This is a genomic window from Streptomyces sp. NPDC002324, assembly GCF_053593335.1.
Genome location: NZ_JBSFCF010000033.1, coordinates 52900 through 70045, shown reverse-complemented (window position 1 = coordinate 70045; position 17146 = coordinate 52900). Strand labels below are relative to the sequence as shown.

At 72.4% G+C, this 17146-nt stretch carries 12 protein-coding genes; 5 read left to right on the top strand and 7 right to left on the bottom strand.

Annotated elements, in window-relative coordinates:
- Nucleotides 1–3 precede the first annotated feature (3 nt).
- From ACWCRJ_RS33160 to ACWCRJ_RS33150, 3 genes are read right to left on the bottom strand one after another with little or no spacing between them, the layout of a single operon-like run.
- Nucleotides 4–954 (bottom strand): hydroxymethylglutaryl-CoA lyase, encoded by a 951-nt coding sequence (locus ACWCRJ_RS33160; RefSeq protein WP_450942759.1) that lies wholly within the window; start codon nt 952–954, stop codon nt 4–6.
- Nucleotides 951–2996, bottom strand: coding sequence for an acetyl/propionyl/methylcrotonyl-CoA carboxylase subunit alpha (locus ACWCRJ_RS33155; RefSeq protein ID WP_450942793.1), 2046 nt, complete (start codon nt 2994–2996; stop codon nt 951–953). Before ACWCRJ_RS33155 ends, ACWCRJ_RS33160 begins: the two co-directional genes overlap by 4 nt.
- Nucleotides 2997–3015: 19 nt before the next feature.
- A complete protein-coding gene (locus tag ACWCRJ_RS33150) occupies nt 3016–4632 on the bottom strand; it encodes a carboxyl transferase domain-containing protein (protein ID WP_450942758.1) in 1617 nt (538 codons plus the stop codon).
- Between the two features lie 96 nt (nt 4633–4728).
- On the opposite strand from ACWCRJ_RS33150, the gene ACWCRJ_RS33145 reads away from it, so the two are divergent.
- The 3 genes from ACWCRJ_RS33145 (at nt 4729) to ACWCRJ_RS33135 (ending at nt 7590) form a co-directional block, all read left to right on the top strand.
- Nucleotides 4729–5325 carry an SACE_7040 family transcriptional regulator gene (locus ACWCRJ_RS33145; protein WP_450942757.1) on the top strand — a complete coding sequence of 199 codons (597 nt, stop codon included), beginning with the start codon at nt 4729–4731 and terminating at the stop codon, nt 5323–5325.
- 172 nt (nt 5326–5497) lie between these two features.
- Nucleotides 5498–6655: an acyl-CoA dehydrogenase family protein gene (locus ACWCRJ_RS33140; RefSeq protein WP_046913336.1), complete on the top strand. Its 1158-nt coding sequence runs from the start codon at nt 5498–5500 to the stop codon at nt 6653–6655.
- A 35-nt stretch (nt 6656–6690) separates the two neighbouring features.
- Nucleotides 6691–7590 (top strand): acyl-CoA thioesterase, encoded by a 900-nt coding sequence (locus tag ACWCRJ_RS33135; RefSeq protein WP_450942756.1) that lies wholly within the window; start codon nt 6691–6693, stop codon nt 7588–7590.
- Here ACWCRJ_RS33135 and ACWCRJ_RS33130 read toward each other — a convergent pair.
- Nucleotides 7577–8371: a phosphatase gene (locus ACWCRJ_RS33130; protein WP_046913325.1), complete on the bottom strand. Its 795-nt coding sequence runs from the start codon at nt 8369–8371 to the stop codon at nt 7577–7579. The two genes, ACWCRJ_RS33135 and ACWCRJ_RS33130, sit on opposite strands and share 14 nt — an antisense overlap.
- Nucleotides 8372–8656: 285 nt before the next feature.
- Between ACWCRJ_RS33130 and speB the strand changes: the two genes are divergently transcribed.
- Entirely contained in the window at nt 8657–9658 is a 1002-nt protein-coding gene (gene speB, locus ACWCRJ_RS33125) for an agmatinase (RefSeq protein ID WP_450942755.1), read from the top strand.
- The gene (locus ACWCRJ_RS33120) at nt 9655–11340 is read left to right on the top strand and encodes a thiamine pyrophosphate-binding protein (protein WP_450942754.1); all 1686 of its coding nucleotides are present in this window, start codon (nt 9655–9657) and stop codon (nt 11338–11340) included. The genes speB and ACWCRJ_RS33120 overlap by 4 nt, the downstream gene beginning before the upstream one ends.
- 171 nt (nt 11341–11511) lie before the next feature.
- Here ACWCRJ_RS33120 and ACWCRJ_RS33115 read toward each other — a convergent pair whose 3' ends face one another.
- The 3 genes from ACWCRJ_RS33115 to ACWCRJ_RS33105 form a co-directional block, all read right to left on the bottom strand.
- On the bottom strand, nt 11512–13002 hold the full coding sequence (locus ACWCRJ_RS33115; protein ID WP_450942753.1) for an FG-GAP-like repeat-containing protein: 1491 nt from the start codon (nt 13000–13002) through the stop codon (nt 11512–11514).
- Between the two features lie 190 nt (nt 13003–13192).
- Nucleotides 13193–15460 (bottom strand): ArnT family glycosyltransferase, encoded by a 2268-nt coding sequence (locus tag ACWCRJ_RS33110; RefSeq protein ID WP_450942792.1) that lies wholly within the window; start codon nt 15458–15460, stop codon nt 13193–13195.
- Between the two features lie 235 nt (nt 15461–15695).
- Nucleotides 15696–16502: an endonuclease I family protein gene (locus ACWCRJ_RS33105; protein ID WP_450942752.1), complete on the bottom strand. Its 807-nt coding sequence runs from the start codon at nt 16500–16502 to the stop codon at nt 15696–15698.
- Nucleotides 16503–17146 lie beyond the last annotated feature (644 nt).

Here is a 17146-nt window from a genome sequence, read left to right as displayed (position 1 = left end):
ACGTCACTGCTCCTTGCTGTCCTCGGTGCCCTCGTCGTCCTCGTGGGACAGGGCTCGTACGGTGCGGGACGGGCTGGGCCGGCCCAGGTGTCCGGCCATCCACGCGCTCGTGGCGACGAGGCGGCCGAGGTCGACGCCCGTGTCGATGCCGAGGCCGCGCAGCATCCAGACGAGGTCTTCGGTGGCGAGGTTGCCGGTGGCGGACTTCGCGTACGGGCAGCCGCCCAGGCCGCCCGCGGAGGCGTCCACGGTGGCGACGCCGTGCCGCAGCGCCGCGTAGGTGTTGGCGAGCGCCTGGCCGTAGGTGTCGTGGAAGTGCACGCCCAGCTTCTCCACGGGGACGTCGAGTTCGCTCAGCAGCGCCCCCACGTGCCCCGGCGTCGCCACCCCGATCGTGTCGCCGAGGCTGAGTTCGTCGCAGCCCATGTCGAGCAGGGCGTGACAGACCCTGGTGACCTGCGGGATCGGGACGGTGCCCTCCCAGGGGTCGCCGAAGCACATCGACAGGTAGCCGCGGACGTGGACGCCCTCGGCCTTCGCCCGGCCGACGACCGGTTCGAACATCGCCAGCGCCTCGTCGACCGTGCGGTTGAGGTTGGCCTTGGCGAAGGACTCGGTGGCGCTGGCGAAGACGGCGACCCGGCGGGCGCCGAGCGCGAGGGCGCGGTCGAGGCCCCGCTCGTTCGGGACGAGGACCGGGAGGTCCACAGCCAGGTCCGCGACCTGCGGGAACAGCTGCTCCGCGTCGGCCAGTTGGGGCACCCACCGGGGGTGGACGAAACTGGTGGCCTCGATGGTCGTCAGCCCCGCGTCGGCCAGGCGGCGGACGAACTCCGCCTTGACCTCGGTGGGCACGGTCGACTTCTCGTTCTGCAGGCCGTCACGGGCGCCGACCTCGTGGATGCGGACCCGGGCCGGCAGACCGGTTTCGGGGACCGTCATGGGCAGGGTCACCGCGCCACCTCCTCGTGCTCCCCGTGCTGCTCCTGCTCCTCGTGCGGTGCGATCACGGCCAGCACCTGGTCCATGGCGACGGTCGCGCCCGGCGTCACGTCCAGCTCGGCGACCGTCCCGGCGTGCGGCGCGGAGACGACGTGCTCCATCTTCATCGCCTCCACCACCAGCAGGCTCTGACCGGCGGTCACCTCGTCGCCCACGGCCACCTTCACGACGGTGACGGTGCCGGGCATGGGTGCGGTGAGCGAGTCGGCGCCCGCGTGGGCGGACCGGTTCAGCGACATGGCCACCGGGTCGTGGGCGGACACCTGCCAGGCGTCTCCGTCGCGGCCCAGCCACTCGCCCGCGTGGTGGAAGGTGTGGGTGAGGCCGTCGAGCAGGAACGTGAACCGGCCCGTGTCCCCGCCGGACCGGGACATGCTCCCGGACCCCCGCAGAGGCGCCTCGGCCCCGTCCGGCAGTACCTCCGTCCCGCCGTCCGCCGTGCCGCGCACCCGTACGGTCACCGGGTCGTGGCCCGGCAGCCGCAGGTGGTGGGCCGTCCAGGCCGGTTCGCCGCCCAGCCGCCAGCCGACCGCCGTGTCGAACGGATCGGTCCAGCCGGTGCCGTCGCCGCGGGCCGGGGCCAGCGCCGCCTGGCGCAGCAGGGCCGCCGCCGCGTGGACCTCGACCGGCACCTCGCGCGGGACCAGTTGCTCGACCTCGCGCTCCACCAGCCCGGTGTCCAGCTCGCCCACCACCACCGCCGGATGGGCCAGCAGCCGCCGCAGGAAGCCCGCGTTCGTCTGCACGCCCAGGGTGACCGTCTCCGCGAGCGCCGCGCGGAGCCTGCGCAGGGCCGTGGGCCGGTCGGGGCCGTAGGCGATGACCTTGGAGAGCATCGGGTCGTACAGCGAGCCGACCTCCGTGCCCTCGGTGAGACCGGAGTCGGTGCGCACACCGGCGCCCTGCGGCTCGCGCAGCCGCAGGATCGTGCCGCCGGAGGGGAGGAAGCCCCGGGACGGGTCCTCGGCGCAGACCCGGGCCTCGACCGCGTGCCCGGTGAGCGTGACGTCCTCCTGCCCGAAGGCCAGCCGCTCGCCCGCCGCGACCCGCAGCTGCCACTCCACCAGGTCCACGCCCGTGACCAGCTCGGTCACGGGGTGCTCGACCTGGAGGCGGGTGTTCATCTCCATGAAGTAGTACGAGGAGGGATCGCCGCCGGGGACGATGAACTCGACCGTGCCCGCGCCGGAGTAGCCGCAGGAGCGGGCCGCCTGCACGGCCGCCTCGCCCATCGCGGCACGGGTGGCCTCGTCGAGCAGGACGCTGGGCGCCTCCTCGATGATCTTCTGGTGACGGCGCTGGAGGGAGCACTCGCGCTCCCCGAGGTGGACGACACCGCCGTGGCCGTCGGCGAGGACCTGGATCTCGATGTGCCGGGGGCGGTCGATCCACCGCTCCACCAGGAGGGTGTCGTCGCCGAAGGAGGCGCGGGCCTCGCGGCGGGCGGCGGCGATCTCCTCGGCCAGCAGCCCGGCCTCTCGCACCAGCCGCATGCCCTTGCCGCCGCCGCCCGCGCTGGGCTTCAGCAGGACCGGCATGCCGATCTCCCGGGCGGCTTCGGCGAGTTGGGCGTCGGTCAGGCCGCTGCCGCTCGAACCGGGCACGACCGGCACCCCGGCCGCCCGGACCGTCTCCTTGGCGCGGATCTTGTCGCCCATCAGGGAGATGGCGTCGGCGGGCGGGCCGATGAAGACCAGGCCGGCCGCCGCGCACGCCCGCGCGAAGGCGGCGTTCTCCGCGAGGAAGCCGTACCCGGGGTGGACGGCCTGGGCGCCGGTGCGGGCGGCGGCCTCCAGCAGCCGCTCCACCGACAGATAGCTCTCCGACGAAGGCGCCGGACCGATCCGTACCGCCGTGTCGGCCTCCCGTACGTGCCGGGCGTCGGCGTCCGCGTCGGAGAAGACCGCGACCGAGCGGACGCCGAGGGCGCGCAGGGTGCGGATGACGCGGACGGCGATCTCGCCCCGGTTGGCCACGAGGACCGTGTCGAACATGCTCACCTTCAGATCCCCCTTACATCCGGAAGACGCCGAACTGGGGTTCACCCAGCGGCGCGTTGGCACAGGCGGTCAGGGCGAGGCCGAGGACCTGACGGGTCTCCAGCGGGTCGATCACGCCGTCGTCCCAGAGGCGGGCGGTGGCGTAGTAGGCGCTGCCCTGGCGCTCGTACTGGCCGCGGATCGGGTCCTTGAAGGTCTCCTCGTCCTCGGCGGACCAGGAGTCACCGCGCGCTTCCAGTTGGTCCCGTTTCACGGTCGCGAGGACGGACGCGGCCTGTTCGCCGCCCATCACCGAGATCTTGGCGCCCGGCCACATCCACAGGAAGCGCGGTGAGTACGCCCGGCCGCACATCGAGTAGTTGCCCGCGCCGTAGGAGCCGCCGATCACGACCGTCAGCTTGGGGACGCGGGTGCAGGCCACGGCCGTCACCATCTTCGCGCCGTGCTTGGCGATGCCACCCGCCTCGTAGTCCCGGCCGACCATGAAGCCCGAGATGTTCTGCAGGAAGACGAGCGGGATGCCGCGCTGGTCGCACAGCTCGATGAAGTGGGCGCCCTTCTGGGCGGACTCGGAGAAGAGGATGCCGTTGTTGGCGACGATCCCGACCGGGTGCCCGTGGATCCGGGCGAAGCCGGTGACGAGGGTCTGCCCGAACTCCGCCTTGAACTCGGCGAACCGCGAACCGTCGACCACGCGCGCGATCACCTCACGCACGTCGTACGGAGTGCGGGAGTCCACCGGCACCGCGCCGTACAGCGTGTACGGGTCGACCTTGGGTTCGACGGCCGGCTCGACCGACCAGGGCAGCGGGCCCCGGGCGGGGAGGGTGGAGACGATGGTCCGCACGATGCGCAGGGCGTGGGCGTCGCTCTCGGCGAGGTGGTCGGTGACGCCGGAGATCCGGGAGTGGACCTCGCCGCCGCCCAGCTCCTCGGCGGTGACGACCTCGCCGGTGGCGGCCTTCACCAGCGGGGGACCGCCGAGGAAGATCGTCCCCTGGCCCCGGACGATGACGGCCTCGTCGCTCATGGCCGGGACGTACGCGCCGCCCGCCGTGCAGGAGCCGAGGACGGCGGCGATCTGCGGGATGCCCGCGCCCGACATCCGCGCCTGGTTGTAGAAGATGCGGCCGAAGTGCTCGCGGTCGGGGAAGACCTCGTCCTGCATGGGCAGGAAGGCGCCGCCGGAGTCCACCAGGTAGAGGCAGGGCAGTCGGTTCTCCAGGGCCACCTCCTGGGCCCGCAGGTGCTTCTTCACCGTCATCGGGTAGTACGTGCCGCCCTTGACGGTGGCGTCGTTGGCGACGACGACGCACTCGCGGCCGGAGACCCGGCCGATGCCCGCGATGACACCCGCGGCCGGCGCCTGGCCGTCGTACAGCCCGTCGGCGGCCAGCGGCGCCAGCTCCAGGAAGGGCGAGCCGGGGTCGAGGAGGGTGTCCACCCGGTCGCGCGGCAGCAGCTTGCCGCGCGCGGTGTGCCGGGCGCGGGCCTTCTCGCCGCCGCCGAGCCGTGCCGCGGCCAGCTTGGCCCGCAGCTCCTCGCCCAGCGCGCGGTGCGCGGCCTCGTTGGCCCGATACGCCTCGGCCGCGGGATCTGCCGCGGTCGTCAGCTCCGGTGCCTGGTCCATCGTGCGGTCCCCTCACCCAGTGGATTCCTGTTAATGAGCGTTAACGCGTCTCCCTCAGGTTAACGACCGCTAACCTCCCTGTCTAGAATTGGCTCCATGGCCACGAGAACCGACGCGCCCACCCGTCGCGAGCAGATCCTCAAGGAAGCCGCCCGCCTCTTCGCCGAGCGTGGTTTCCACGGTGTCGGCGTCGACGAGATAGGGGCGGCCGTCGGCATCAGCGGGCCGGGTCTGTACCGGCACTTCGCGGGCAAGGACGCGATGCTCGCGGAGCTGCTGGTGGGGATCAGCGGGCAGTTGTTGACCGGGGCGAAGCGGAGGGTGGCCGAGGCCGACGGGGTGCCCGGGGCGGAGGTCCTGGACTCGCTCATCGAGGGGCACATCGACTTCGCCCTCGACGACCGTCCCCTGATCACCCTGCACGACCGCGAGCTGGACCGCCTGCGCGACAGCGACCGCAAGCTCGTACGGCAGCTGCAGCGGCAGTACGTCGAACTGTGGGTCGGGGTGCTGCGGGAGGTGTACCCCGCCCTGGCGGAACCGGCCGCGCGGTCCGCCGTCCACTCGGTGTTCGGGCTGCTGAACTCCACCCCGCACCTGGGCCGGGCGGGGTCGCTGCCGGGCCGCGCGGCCATGGCGGAACTGCTGCACCGGATGGCCCGGGGGGCGTTCGGGGCGGCGGCGTCCGGCTGAGCGGGGGGTGGTGGTCCCCGCGGTCCGGCAAAAGCGTGACGAGCGTTACGGGGGCGACCATCTGGACGCGTGTCCCTACCCGCCGGTACCTTTTGATCTGAGCAAGCGCTTAGCCGTGCGAGGCGGTGGGCGCTTGAGCACATCCGAAGGTACTCAGGTGGAGGTGGCGGCGGTGCGTCGTACGGTGTTCAACGAGGATCACGAGGCGTTCCGGGAGACCCTGCGTGCCTTCATCGAGGCCGAGGTAGTGCCCGAGTACGACGAGTGGCTGGCCGCCGGGCAGGCGCCGCGCGAGTTCTACTACAAGCTCGCCGACCTGGGCGTCTTCGGCATCCGCGTGGACGAGGAGTACGGCGGCGCCGGCATCGACTCGTACAAGTTCGAGGCCATCCTGTACGAGGAGACCGCCCGCGCGGGCATCACCTTCGGCGGCTCCGGCGTGCACGTGCTGCTCGGCCTGCCGTACGTCAAGCTGCTCGCCACCGACGAGCAGAAGAAGCGCTACCTCCCGAAATTCGTCTCCGGCGAGGAGATGTGGGCGATCGCGATGACCGAGCCGGGCACCGGCTCCGACCTCGCGGGCATGAAGACCACCGCCAAGCTGAGCGAGGACGGCACGCACTACGTCCTCAACGGCTCCAAGACCTTCATCACCGGCGGCGTCCACGCCGACCAGATGATCGTCTGCGCCCGGACCGCCGCGCCCAGCGCCGAGGACCGCCGCCACGGCATATCCCTCCTCGTGGTGGACACCAAGTCCGAGGGCTACTCGATCGGCCGCAAGCTGGACAAGCTCGGCCTGAAGACCTCCGACACCGCCGAGCTGGCGTTCGTCGACGTCAAGGTGCCCGTCGAGAACCTCCTCGGCGAGGAGAACAAGGGCTTCTCCTACCTCGGCCACAACCTCGCCTCCGAGCGCTGGGGCATCGCCTACGGCGCCTACGCGCAGGCCAAGGCCGCCGTCCGGTTCGCCAAGCAGTACGTGCAGGAGCGCACCGTCTTCGGCAAGCCCGTCGCGCACTTCCAGAACACCAAGTTCGAGCTGGCCGCCTGCCAGGCCGAGGTGGACGCGGCCGAGGCCGTCGCCGACCGCGCCACGGAGGCCCTCGACGCCGGTGAGCTGACGCCCGCCGAGGCCGCCAGCGCCAAGCTGTTCTGCACCGAGGTCGCCCACCGCGTCATCGACCGCTGCCTCCAGCTGCACGGCGGCTACGGCTTCATGAACGAGTACCCGATCGCCCGCCTGTACGCGGACAACCGCGTCAACCGTATCTACGGCGGCACCAGCGAGATCATGAAGACGATCATCGCCAAGGACATGGGTCTGTAAGGCCCCGGAAAACCAGGCTCTGTACAACTGACCCCATGAGTCAGGTACCACTGCAGTCTCTCCTCGATCTGCTCGACCTCGAGCAGATCGAGGAGAACATCTTCCGCGGCCGGTCCCGGCCCGCCATCGTCCCGAGGGTCTTCGGCGGGCAGGTCGCGGCCCAGGCGCTCGTCGCCGCCGGACGGACGGTCCCCGCCGACCGGCTCCCGCACTCCCTCCACGCGTACTTCCTGCGCATCGGAGACGCCGGCGCGCCCATCGTGTACACCGTGGAGCGCATGAACGACGGCCGCTCATTCACCGCGCGCCGCGTCGTCGCCGTCCAGCACGGGCAGCCGATCTTCGCCCTCTCCGCGTCCTTCCAGCGGTACGAGGACGGCCTCGACCACCAGGCCCCGATGCCGGCCGCGCCCGACCCGGAGTCCCTGCCCACCGCCGAGCAGCGGCTCCCCGCGTACGACCTCGACCCGGCCGTCGTGGAGAAGATGCTGGAGGCGCGGGCCGCCGTCGACCTGCGCTACGTCGACGACCCGCCCTACGGCCGCTACGGCGAGCCCCGTGAACCGCGTTCCCAGGTCTGGTTCCGCGCCAACGGCAAGCTCGACGACGACCCCCTCCTGCACGTCGTCCTCGCCACCTACGTCTCCGACATGACGCTCCTGGACTCCATCCTGCTCGCGCACGGGCGCGGCGGCTGGGCCGTCGGCGACGTCGTCGGCGCCTCGCTCGACCACGCCATGTGGTTCCACCGGCCCTTCCGCGCCGACGAATGGCTCCTGTACGACCAGGAGTCACCGTCGGCGTCGGCCGGCCGGGGCCTCGGCCAGGGCCGGATCTACACGCAGGACGGACGGCTCGCGATCTCCGTGATCCAGGAGGGCGTCGTACGCGTACCGAGGGAACGGCCCGAGGCGCCGGGGGCTACGCCTCGCTGAGCCCCGCCTGCTGGAGCAGGTACGCCGACATCGGGTCGTAGTGGCGCGGGCTGACCACGTGGTCGTCGAGCGGGACCACGGCCTGGAGGGTGCCCTCGGACTCGCCGAGGAAGAGGGCGGGGTCGTTGGAGTCCGCGTAGCCGACGGAGTCGACGCCGAGCTGGCCCGCGCAGCCCGCCCAGCCGTGGTCGGCGACGACCAGGTCGGGCAGCGGGCGGCCGGCGCCCTCCAGGCCCCGGAGGATGGCCCGCATCGGCTCGGGGGAGTGGGTGTGCCAGAGCGTGGCGCCGTGTTCGAGGACGGCCACGTCCGCGAACTGCATGACGTACCCCTCCTCCGTCTGCAGGCCGTCCGGGATGACGACGATCTCGCAGCCGGCGGCGCGCAGCGCCCGCGCGGTCTCGTGGTGCACCTGGAGCAGCCCGCCGGGGTGGCCGGTGGCGAACAGCACGCGCTGCCCGCCCTCCGCCGCCTTGCGCAGCCGGGCCGCCATGCGCTCCAGCGCGTCGACGGTCAGGTCCGGGTCGATGGTGTCCTGGCCGTAGCGGTACCCCGGGTCGTCGTTCACGCCGACGCGCTCCGCCATCACGGCCAGCACGTCCTGCTCGTCGCTCCAGCGGTCCCCCAGCTCCAGGCCGAGCCAGTAGTGGCGGTTGCCGTTGGCCAGTTCGCGGTAGTGGGAGAGGTTGTTCTCGCGCGGCGTGGCGACGTCGCCCGCGATACGCGTCCGTACAAGGTGTTCGACTAGCTCGGCGCGGCTGGGGGTCCCGGATATCGGCATGGCTCCATTGTGAGGCAGACGACTGCGGGAGTCGCGGGCGTCCCGCCCGCTGCGACCTGCGTCACTCTCCGGCGGACCGGTGGCCGGGTCGTCGGGTCCGGCGTTCGGCAACACGGCGCGCCGGGTCGGGCGTTGGCGGGCCGTACCGCGGTGGACGGGCGCCCGAACCCGTGTCCGAGCGGGCCCCGTCCACCAGTAGAGTCGCGTCCGGCAGTACGTATCAGTGCATGTTTGTGCATATCAATGCATACGCGATGAAGCATATGCAGGAAGTAGGCAGTTCCCATGAGCAGCAACGAGACACCCCGAGGCACCGCGGACTCGCCCCGAGGCCCCGTCGACTCCTCGCGCATCCCGCGCTACGCCGGACCCGCGACCTACGCCCGGCTGCCGCGCCTCGACGAGGTCGGCCGAACGGACGTCGCCGTCGTGGGTGTGCCGTTCGACTCGGGAGTCTCCTACCGGCCGGGCGCCCGCTTCGGCGGCAACGCGATCCGTGAGGCGTCAAGGCTGCTGCGCCCCTACAACCCGGCCCAGGACGCCTCGCCCTTCGCCCTCGCCCAGGTCGCGGACGCCGGGGACATCGCCGTCAACCCGTTCGACATCAACGAGGCGGTGGAGACGGTCGAGGCGGCGGCGGACGAGCTGCTCGGGACGGGGGCCCGCCTGATGACCCTCGGCGGCGACCACACCATCGCGCTGCCGCTGCTGCGGTCGGTCGCCAAGAAGCACGGCCCGGTCGCCCTGCTCCACTTCGACGCGCACCTCGACACCTGGGACACGTACTTCGGCGCCGAGTACACCCACGGCACCCCGTTCCGGCGGGCGGTGGAGGAGGGCATCCTCGACACCGAGGCCCTCTCGCACGTGGGCACGCGCGGCCCGCTGTACGGCAAGCAGGACCTCACCGACGACGCGAAGATGGGCTTCGGGATCGTCACCTCGGCGGACGTGATGCGGCGCGGCGTCGACGAGATCGCCGACCAGCTGCGGCAGCGGATCGGCGACCGGCCGCTCTACATCTCCATCGACATCGACTGCCTCGACCCGGCCCACGCACCGGGCACGGGCACACCGGAGGCCGGCGGCATGACCTCCCGTGAGCTGCTGGAGATCCTGCGCGGCCTCGCCTCCTGCCACCTGGTCTCCGCCGACGTCGTCGAGGTCGCGCCCGCGTACGATCACGCCGAGATCACCGCGGTGGCCGCCTCGCACACGGCGTACGAACTCACCACGATCATGTCCCGCCAGATCGCCGAGGCCCGCAAGGAGAACGAGGGCAAGTGACCCACGACCACGACCTGGTACTCCGCCCGACGGCCGCCCAGACGGAGGCCGCGCTGAACCCTCCCGCCGGCCGCCACGGCGGAGACCTGGTCGTGGAGACACTGGCCGGGCTCGGCGCGACGACGGTCTTCGGGCTCCCCGGCCAGCACGCGCTGCCCCTGTTCGACGCGCTGCGCCGCTCCGGCCTGCGGTACATCGGGCTCCGCGTGGAGAACAACGCCGGGTTCGCGGCGGACGCGTACGGCCGGATCACCGGGGAGGCGGCACCGCTGTTCCTCTCGACCGGCCCGGGCGCGCTGACCTCGCTCGCCGCGCTCCAGGAGGCGGCGGCCGCCTCGGCGCCGGTGCTGGCGATCAGCAGCCAGATCCCCACGGCGGGCCTCGGCGGGGGCCGCCACGGCTACCTCCACGAACTCCCCGACCAGGCCGCCTCGTTCAGGGGCGTGGTGAAGTCCGTCCACACGGTCCGTACGCAGTCCCAGATCCCCTCCGCGATCGCCGCCGCCTGGCAGTCCGCGCTGACCGCCCCGCACGGCCCGGTGTGGGTGGAGATCCCGCAGGACGTCCTGCTGGCCGAGACCCTGATCCCGGTGGTGACGGGCGGCGACGCGTTCCCCGAGGAACTGCCGCCGCGCCCCGAACTGACGGCCCTGGCCGCCCACTTGCTGTCCACCGCCGCCCGCCCGGCGGTCATCGCGGGCGGCGGGGTCGTCCGGGCGGACGCGTCCGGCAAGCTGCGGCAGCTGGCGGAGCGGCTGTCGGCGCCGGTCGTGACGACGTACGGGGGGAAGGGCGCGTTCCCGTGGACGCATCCGCTGTCGCTGGGGTCCTGGCTGGAGGACCGGCACACGACCGACTTCCTGGAGGACGCGGACGTACTGCTGGTGGTCGGCTCGGGGCTCGGCGAACTGTCCTCGAACTACCACACGTTCAGGCCCCGCGGCCGGGTGATCCAGATCGAGGCGGACCTCGGGAAGCTGGAGTCCAACCACCCGGCGCTCGGCATCCACGCGGACGCGCGCCTGGCGCTGACAGCCCTGCTGGAGACGATCGAGGGGCCGCGCGCGGACGACTCCGCGCCGGACCGCGTGCGGGACGTCCTCGACCGGGTCCGCGCACGCATCGACGCCCAGGAACTCACCCTGGAACAGGACTTGTTGGCGTCGATCCGCCGAGCCCTCCCGGCCCGCGCGCCCTCCTTCTGGGACATGACGATCCTGTCCTACTGGGCGTGGTCGGCGTTCGACCCCAAGGGCCCCAACACCATGCACTCCGCCCAGGGTTCGGGCGGTCTCGGCTACGCCTTCCCGGCCGCCCTCGGCGCGGCGGCGGCCGACCCGACCCGCCCGGTGCTGGCCGTCTCCGGCGACGGCGGCGCGCTCTACTCGATCGCCGAGCTGGCCACCGCCCGCCAGTACGACCTGAACGTCACCTGGCTGATCGTCGACGACGGCGGCTACGGCATCCTGCGCGAGTACATGACCGACGCCTACGGCGAGCCGACCGGCACGGAGCTGTCCCGCCCGGACTTCGTGGCCCTGGCGGAGTCCTTCGGCGTCCCGGGCGTGCGGACGACCCCCGAGTCCCTCGCGGACGACCTGGCCAAGTCCCTCGCCGCGCCGGGGCCTTCGGTGGTGGTGCTGCCGACGGTGCTGCGGATGTTCGCGCCGACGCACGTCTGACCGGGTCGGGGGACAGGGGCGCACGCGGGCGGCCAGGCCCCCGCACCGCCCCGCCACCGGCCCCGGCCCCCGCACCGCCCCGGCCCCCGCACCGCCCCGGCACCTCACCGGCACCGGCACCTCACCCGTCCGGCGTGACCGCGCGCGGCCGTCACGCCGGACCGGATCCGGTCAGCGCAGGAACGCGCCGAACATCGCGTCGGTCGCCGGGGCGGACACGTCGCCGGGGCCGAACGCGAGCGCCGACGTGGTGGTCAGGCCGGTCGTGGTGCCGGGGAGGACCCAGACGGCCCCGTTGTCGCTGTTCTCGGCGGGGGCGCCCACCGCGAGGTCGGGGTGGCCGTTGCCGTTGAGGTCCACCAGGGCCGTGGTGGTCCCGAACTTGTCCTCCGCCTCGGCGGCGCCGGGGACCCCGGCGGTGTTCTGGTGGAACACCTGCGTGCCGGCGCCGGTGACACCGGCGGCGCTGCCGGGGACCAAGGCGACCGCGCCGGTGTTGGTGATGTCGCCGACGTCCTCGTAAGCGATACCGAGGGCGAGGTCGGCGTAGCCGTCACCGGTGACGTCCGCGACCGAGACCGCCGAGCCGACGAGGTCGCCCTCCTCCTGCGCGCCGGGGAAGCCGGGCAGGTTCTGGTCGAAGGTCTGGACGTTGGACTCGGAGGTGCCGGTGGCGGAGCCGTAGGCCACGCGGACCTGGTCGGTCCAGCCGTCGGCGCCCACGACGATGTCGTCGTAACCGTCGCCGTTCACGTCGCCCAGGCCCGTGCCGGCCGCGGGGCGGCTCGCGTCGTCCCCGGGCGCGAAGCCGCGCTTGAAGCCAGAGGCGCCGCCCAGGAGCAGCCGGTTGCCCCAGGTGCCGTCACCCGTGTAGTACCACTGCACCAGGTCGTCGCGGCCGTCGCCGTTGACGTCCCCGACCTGGCCGGAGACGACCGGGCCGGTGATGGAGGACGGGCCGTTCTCGCAGCCGTGGCCGGTGGCGCAGGAGGCGTCGTCCTCGTACCAGCCCCACCACAGGGACTTGTCGAGGAGCGGGAGTACGGCCTTGGGCTTGGCCGCGCGGGAGATCGGCCCCTTCCACAGGGCCGCCGGGGCGCCCTCGGGGTCGTCGCCGCTGATGTCCTGGACGGAGAAGAGGGCGAGGTCGGTCTTGCCGTCGCCGTCGAAGTCGCCCGCCTGCGGGGCCGCCCCGTACTTGGCGATGCTCGTACCGCCGGTCAGCCCGGAGGCCGACCCCCAGACGATCACCGAGCCCGCCGTGCCGCCGGAGATCACCAGGTCGCCGTAGCCGTCCCGGTCGAGGTCGCCCTTGGTGAACGTCGAGCCGAAGCGCTGGTTCGCGGCGGCGGCACCCGGCACACCGCTCGTCGAGCGGCTGATCAGCTTCTTCTTCGCCGCCGAGGCCCCGCTCTTCGAGCCGTACAGGACGGTCACATAGCCCGCCTTGGCCTTCCCGGACACCTTGGCGTTCGGGGCGCCGACGACCAGGTCGCCGTAGCCGTCGCCGTTGAAGTCGTCCGCCACGCCCACCTTCGCGGGCGCCGCCGAGGCCGGGCCGAGCGACAGGGCCGTCAGGCCTCCGGCCAGCAGCACCACCGCGGCCATGGGGGCGCTCAGTCGTGCCGCGCGGGTGCTGCGTCGTGCTCCTGCTCGTGACATGCACGTGCCTTTCGAGTCGGTGGATCCGGCGTGGCGGAAGTGCCGCGTCCGTGTAGTCCGACTCGACCGGGCCTTCATCGGTTGTATGTGCGAATGTCATGGGTCGGTAACCGAGGGAGAGCCCCCGGACGTGACGTTGTCCAGGGGCTCTCGTGGGACAGCAGGAGTGGGCAGGGGTGGTGCCCCGGAGCTACTTCACGTCCGACGGGTCCAGGCGGTAGACGCTCGCCGACTCGCTGTTCTCGGCGGACGAGGCGGTCGAGTCCGACGTCGCACTTCCGCCGTACTCGCTCGCGTCCACCGCCGTGCCGTTCTCCCGCACCCACGCGGTCACCTCGGAGCTGAGGCCGGAGTCGCCGCCGCGCCCGCCCATGCCGCCGCCGAGCTGGATGTAGTGGAGTTCACCGGCCTCGACGAGTTCCTTGAGCCTGGCGAGGGTCATGGCACGGTCGCTGCCGGACCAGCCCCACATGGAGATGACGGGCTCACCGCTGCTGAGGACGAGCTGGGCCGCGCTCTGCGAACTCGCCACCGCGAGCAGCCACTTGGCGCCGTCCTGGTTCTTCTTCAGGTAGGTGATCAGCTCGCCGCCGACGCCTCCGCCCATGCCGCCACCGCCCATGCCGCCGCCCGTGCCTCCGCCGGGGCCGCCGCTCGTGCCGCCCTGCGGGGCCGCCTGACCGCCTGTCTGCCCGCCCTGTTGCGTGCCACCCTGCTGCGTGCCGTCGGGTGCGCCGCTCGGAGGCGCACCCGTGCCGGTTCCGCCACCCGGGGGCGTACCCGTCCGACTGCCGCCGGGCTGCTGCCCGTTCGCCTGTCCGTTCTGCCCGCCCGGGAATCCGCCGCCACCAGGACCGCCGCCGCCCGCGCGGTCGCCCCCGCCGCCGAATCCGCCCATGCCGTTCCCCGTCGTGGGCCCGGCGGTCGGGTTGGTGCCGCCCATGCCGCCGCCCGTGGCGGACAGTTCGGTGGCGGCGTACGCGGCCGGGCCCGCGACCGAGGCGACGACCGCCGCGGTGAGGGAGGCGGCCAGCAGCCGTACACGGGTGCCGGAGCCGCCGGAGCGGAACACGGTCAGGCCCACGACCGCGACGGCCATGACCACCGCGACGGCCGGCCACAGCCAGGTGTTCCAGTCCGTCGCCCGGCGCAGCAGCACGACCGCCCACACGCCCGTCACCGCGAAAGCGGCCGGCAGCACCCACAGCCACCGCCTGTCCGCGCGGAAGGCGCGCAGCAGCATCAGGCCGCCGCCCCCGCAGAGGGCCGCGATGCCGGGGGCGAGCGCGGTCGTGTAGTAGGGGTGCATCGTGCCCTCGGCGAGGCTGAAGGTGAGGTGGTGCAGGGCGGTCCAGCCGCCCCACATCACCAGCGCGGCGCGCGTGGGGTCCGTACGCGGGGCGCGGCCGCACAGCACCAGGCCGCCGATGAGCGCGACGGCCGAGAAGGGGAGCAGCCAGGAGATCTGGCCGCCGAGTGTGTCGTTGAACATCCGGCCGAGGCCCGCGGTGCCGGAGAAGCCGCCGCCTCCCCCGCCCCCGCCTCCGCCGTTGCCCTCGCCGCCGAGGATCCGGCCGAGGCCGTTGTAGCCCATGATCAGGTTCCAGGCGGTGCCGTCGGTGGAGCCGCCGATGTACGGCCGCTCGTCGGCGGGGACGAGGGAGACGGCCGCCGCCCACCAGAAGCTGGAGACGGCCAGCGCCACCCCCGCGAGCGCCAGGTTGGCGATCCGCTTCAAGAGGCCGGTGTCGGCCGCGTACAGATAGACGGCGAAGACGGCGGGCAGGGCGATGTAGCCCTGCAGCATCTTGGTGTTGAAGGCGAGGCCGAAGCAGACGGCCGAGCCGAGCAGCGGCGGCAGCCGGCCGTCGCGCACGGCCCGCAGCGCCAGGGCCGCGCCCGCGACCATCAGGAAGACGAGCAGGGTGTCGGGGTTGTTGTCACGGTTGATGGCGACCGTGATCGGGGTGAGGGCCAGCACCAGCGCGGCGACGGCCGCCGCCCCGTGGCCCCAGACCCGCTTCACCGAGGAGTGCAGGATCCAGAGGGTGCCGAGGGCCGAGGCGATCAGCGGGGCCATCATCTGCCACGTCCCGAAGCCGAACACCCGGCAGGACAGGCCCATCACCATCAGCACGAACGGCGGCTTGTCGACGGTGAGGAAATTGCCCGCGTCCAGCGAGCCGAAGAACCACGCCTTCCAGCTCTGGGTGCCGCTCAGCACGGCCGCGCTGTAGAAGCTGTTCAGGCCGGAGGAGGACAGGTTCCAGGAGTACAGGACCGCCGCGAGGACCATGATGGCGATGAGGGCGGGCAGCGACCAGCGTGGCGCGGCCTCGGGCGGTCGTACGGACGTGGCGGGCGGTGGCGGCTCGGAGGCCGGAGTCGGAGTCGGCGGGGTCGGGACCGGCTCGGTGCCGTCGCCGGTGTGGGGATATGGATCGGTGGCAGAGGTCACCACCGCACCCTGCGGCGACGCCATGGGCGCGCACTGTGGTGTGCCTGGCGGTCGCCTGTGAATGCACGCGCGAAAGCAGAGAGGCACCCGCGCGGCTGTGGAACGGAAGGCCCCGGCCCGTACGTGGGGTGTGGAACGGACGACCCCCGGCCCGTATGTGGGCTGTGGAACGGAAGACCCCCGGCCCGTACGTGGGGGTGTACGGGGCCGGGGGTCCACCGGGCTCGGCGGGCGGCTACCAGATCGCCTCGACCCACTCCGGGTGGTCGATGAACGGGTTGCGGTTGTGCTGGTAGGTGTCGTAGATGACCTGGTTGCGGCGCTCCTCGAAGGCGCTCGGCGGGTCCGCCTCGTTCCAGGCCTTCAGGACGGAGAGCTTGCCCATGTACGGGTTGGAGCCGTTGCCCACCTTCTCGTTCGGCTCCAGGTTGGGCCAGCTGTCGTCGCCCTCGTAGCGCACGGCCATGTAGAGGATGATGCGGGCCACGTCACCCCGGTCCGCGGCGCGCGGCGCGAAGGAGTCGGAGTCGACGGTGCTGCCGCCGCCGTTGGTGACGGCGCTGCCGCCGTTGTCGAAGTCGAGGTTGCCGCGGGTGCTGTTGACCTGGACGTCACAGGCGCGCAGGTGGTGCAGGTCGGTGCCCGGCCCGATGGCCTCGCCGAAGTCGCCGTGCGACTTGGCCCAGGTGTGCTCGCGGTTCCAGTCGCCGACGTCACCGCCGTTGAGGGACTTGCTGCGGGAGACACCGCTGTACAGCAGGAGCACGTTGCTGCTGTTGTTCGGGTCCTGGTCGGTGACCTTCAGCGCGTCCCAGACCGCGGCGTACGAGATCTTCGAGACGTTGGCGCTGATGATCGTGTGCAGGGAGGACTTCAGCGCCGTACCGGTCTTGCCGACCGCGTTCTTGTAGTACGTCGCGTCGTAGGCGGTGGTCGTCGCCGAGGCGGGGGAGGCCGTGGCGGCCGGGAGGACGATACCGACGAGCACGGCCGACGTCGTGAGAGCGACCGACTTCCAACTGCGTATCCGCGCAGCGGGCATGAGGGGTGTCCCTTCCCAGAGGGCCGCGCAGCACGAGGAGTTGCTTCGGGGAGCCTCGTTCTACGCGGGTTGACTGTGTGGGCAATCGAGAGATTGGCATGGACGGGTCAGTCCATGTGTTACGAAGGGAAGGCGATTTGGTGACGTTCTGGCCAACGGGGCAACCCTCGGGTCCCACGCCCCGCTCGTGTGCCCCGACGCAAGGGAGGCCTCAATCGACGTGCGAAATCAGGCGTGCCGGGCACGTGCGAGGCGGGTCGGCCGACTGTTCGAGCCGCCGGCCGGCTCGCCGGTCGGTCCGCCGGAGTGTGGGGGGCGCCCTATGCCTTCTCGGAGCTGTCCACGATGCTGGTGGGGAGGCGATGGCGCTCAGGGGAGAGATGGGGGACGGAACAGTGGACGACGTGTGGACGGACTCCGCGTCGCGAGCCGGACGCGGCGCCCGCGTATCCGGTCGTGCGAGCAACCCCAAGGGGTGCTCGTCGGTCTTCCCAGGGGTGACCCCGCTGGTACCAGATCCCTCGCGCGGTCCCACCCGTCGTGAACCGCTTACGTCCGCCCACGCCCTCCACCGGAAAGTCATGCTGCGCACCACGAAGAGACCCGGCCCGTCGCACCCGACCGAGACGACGGCCGGATAATTG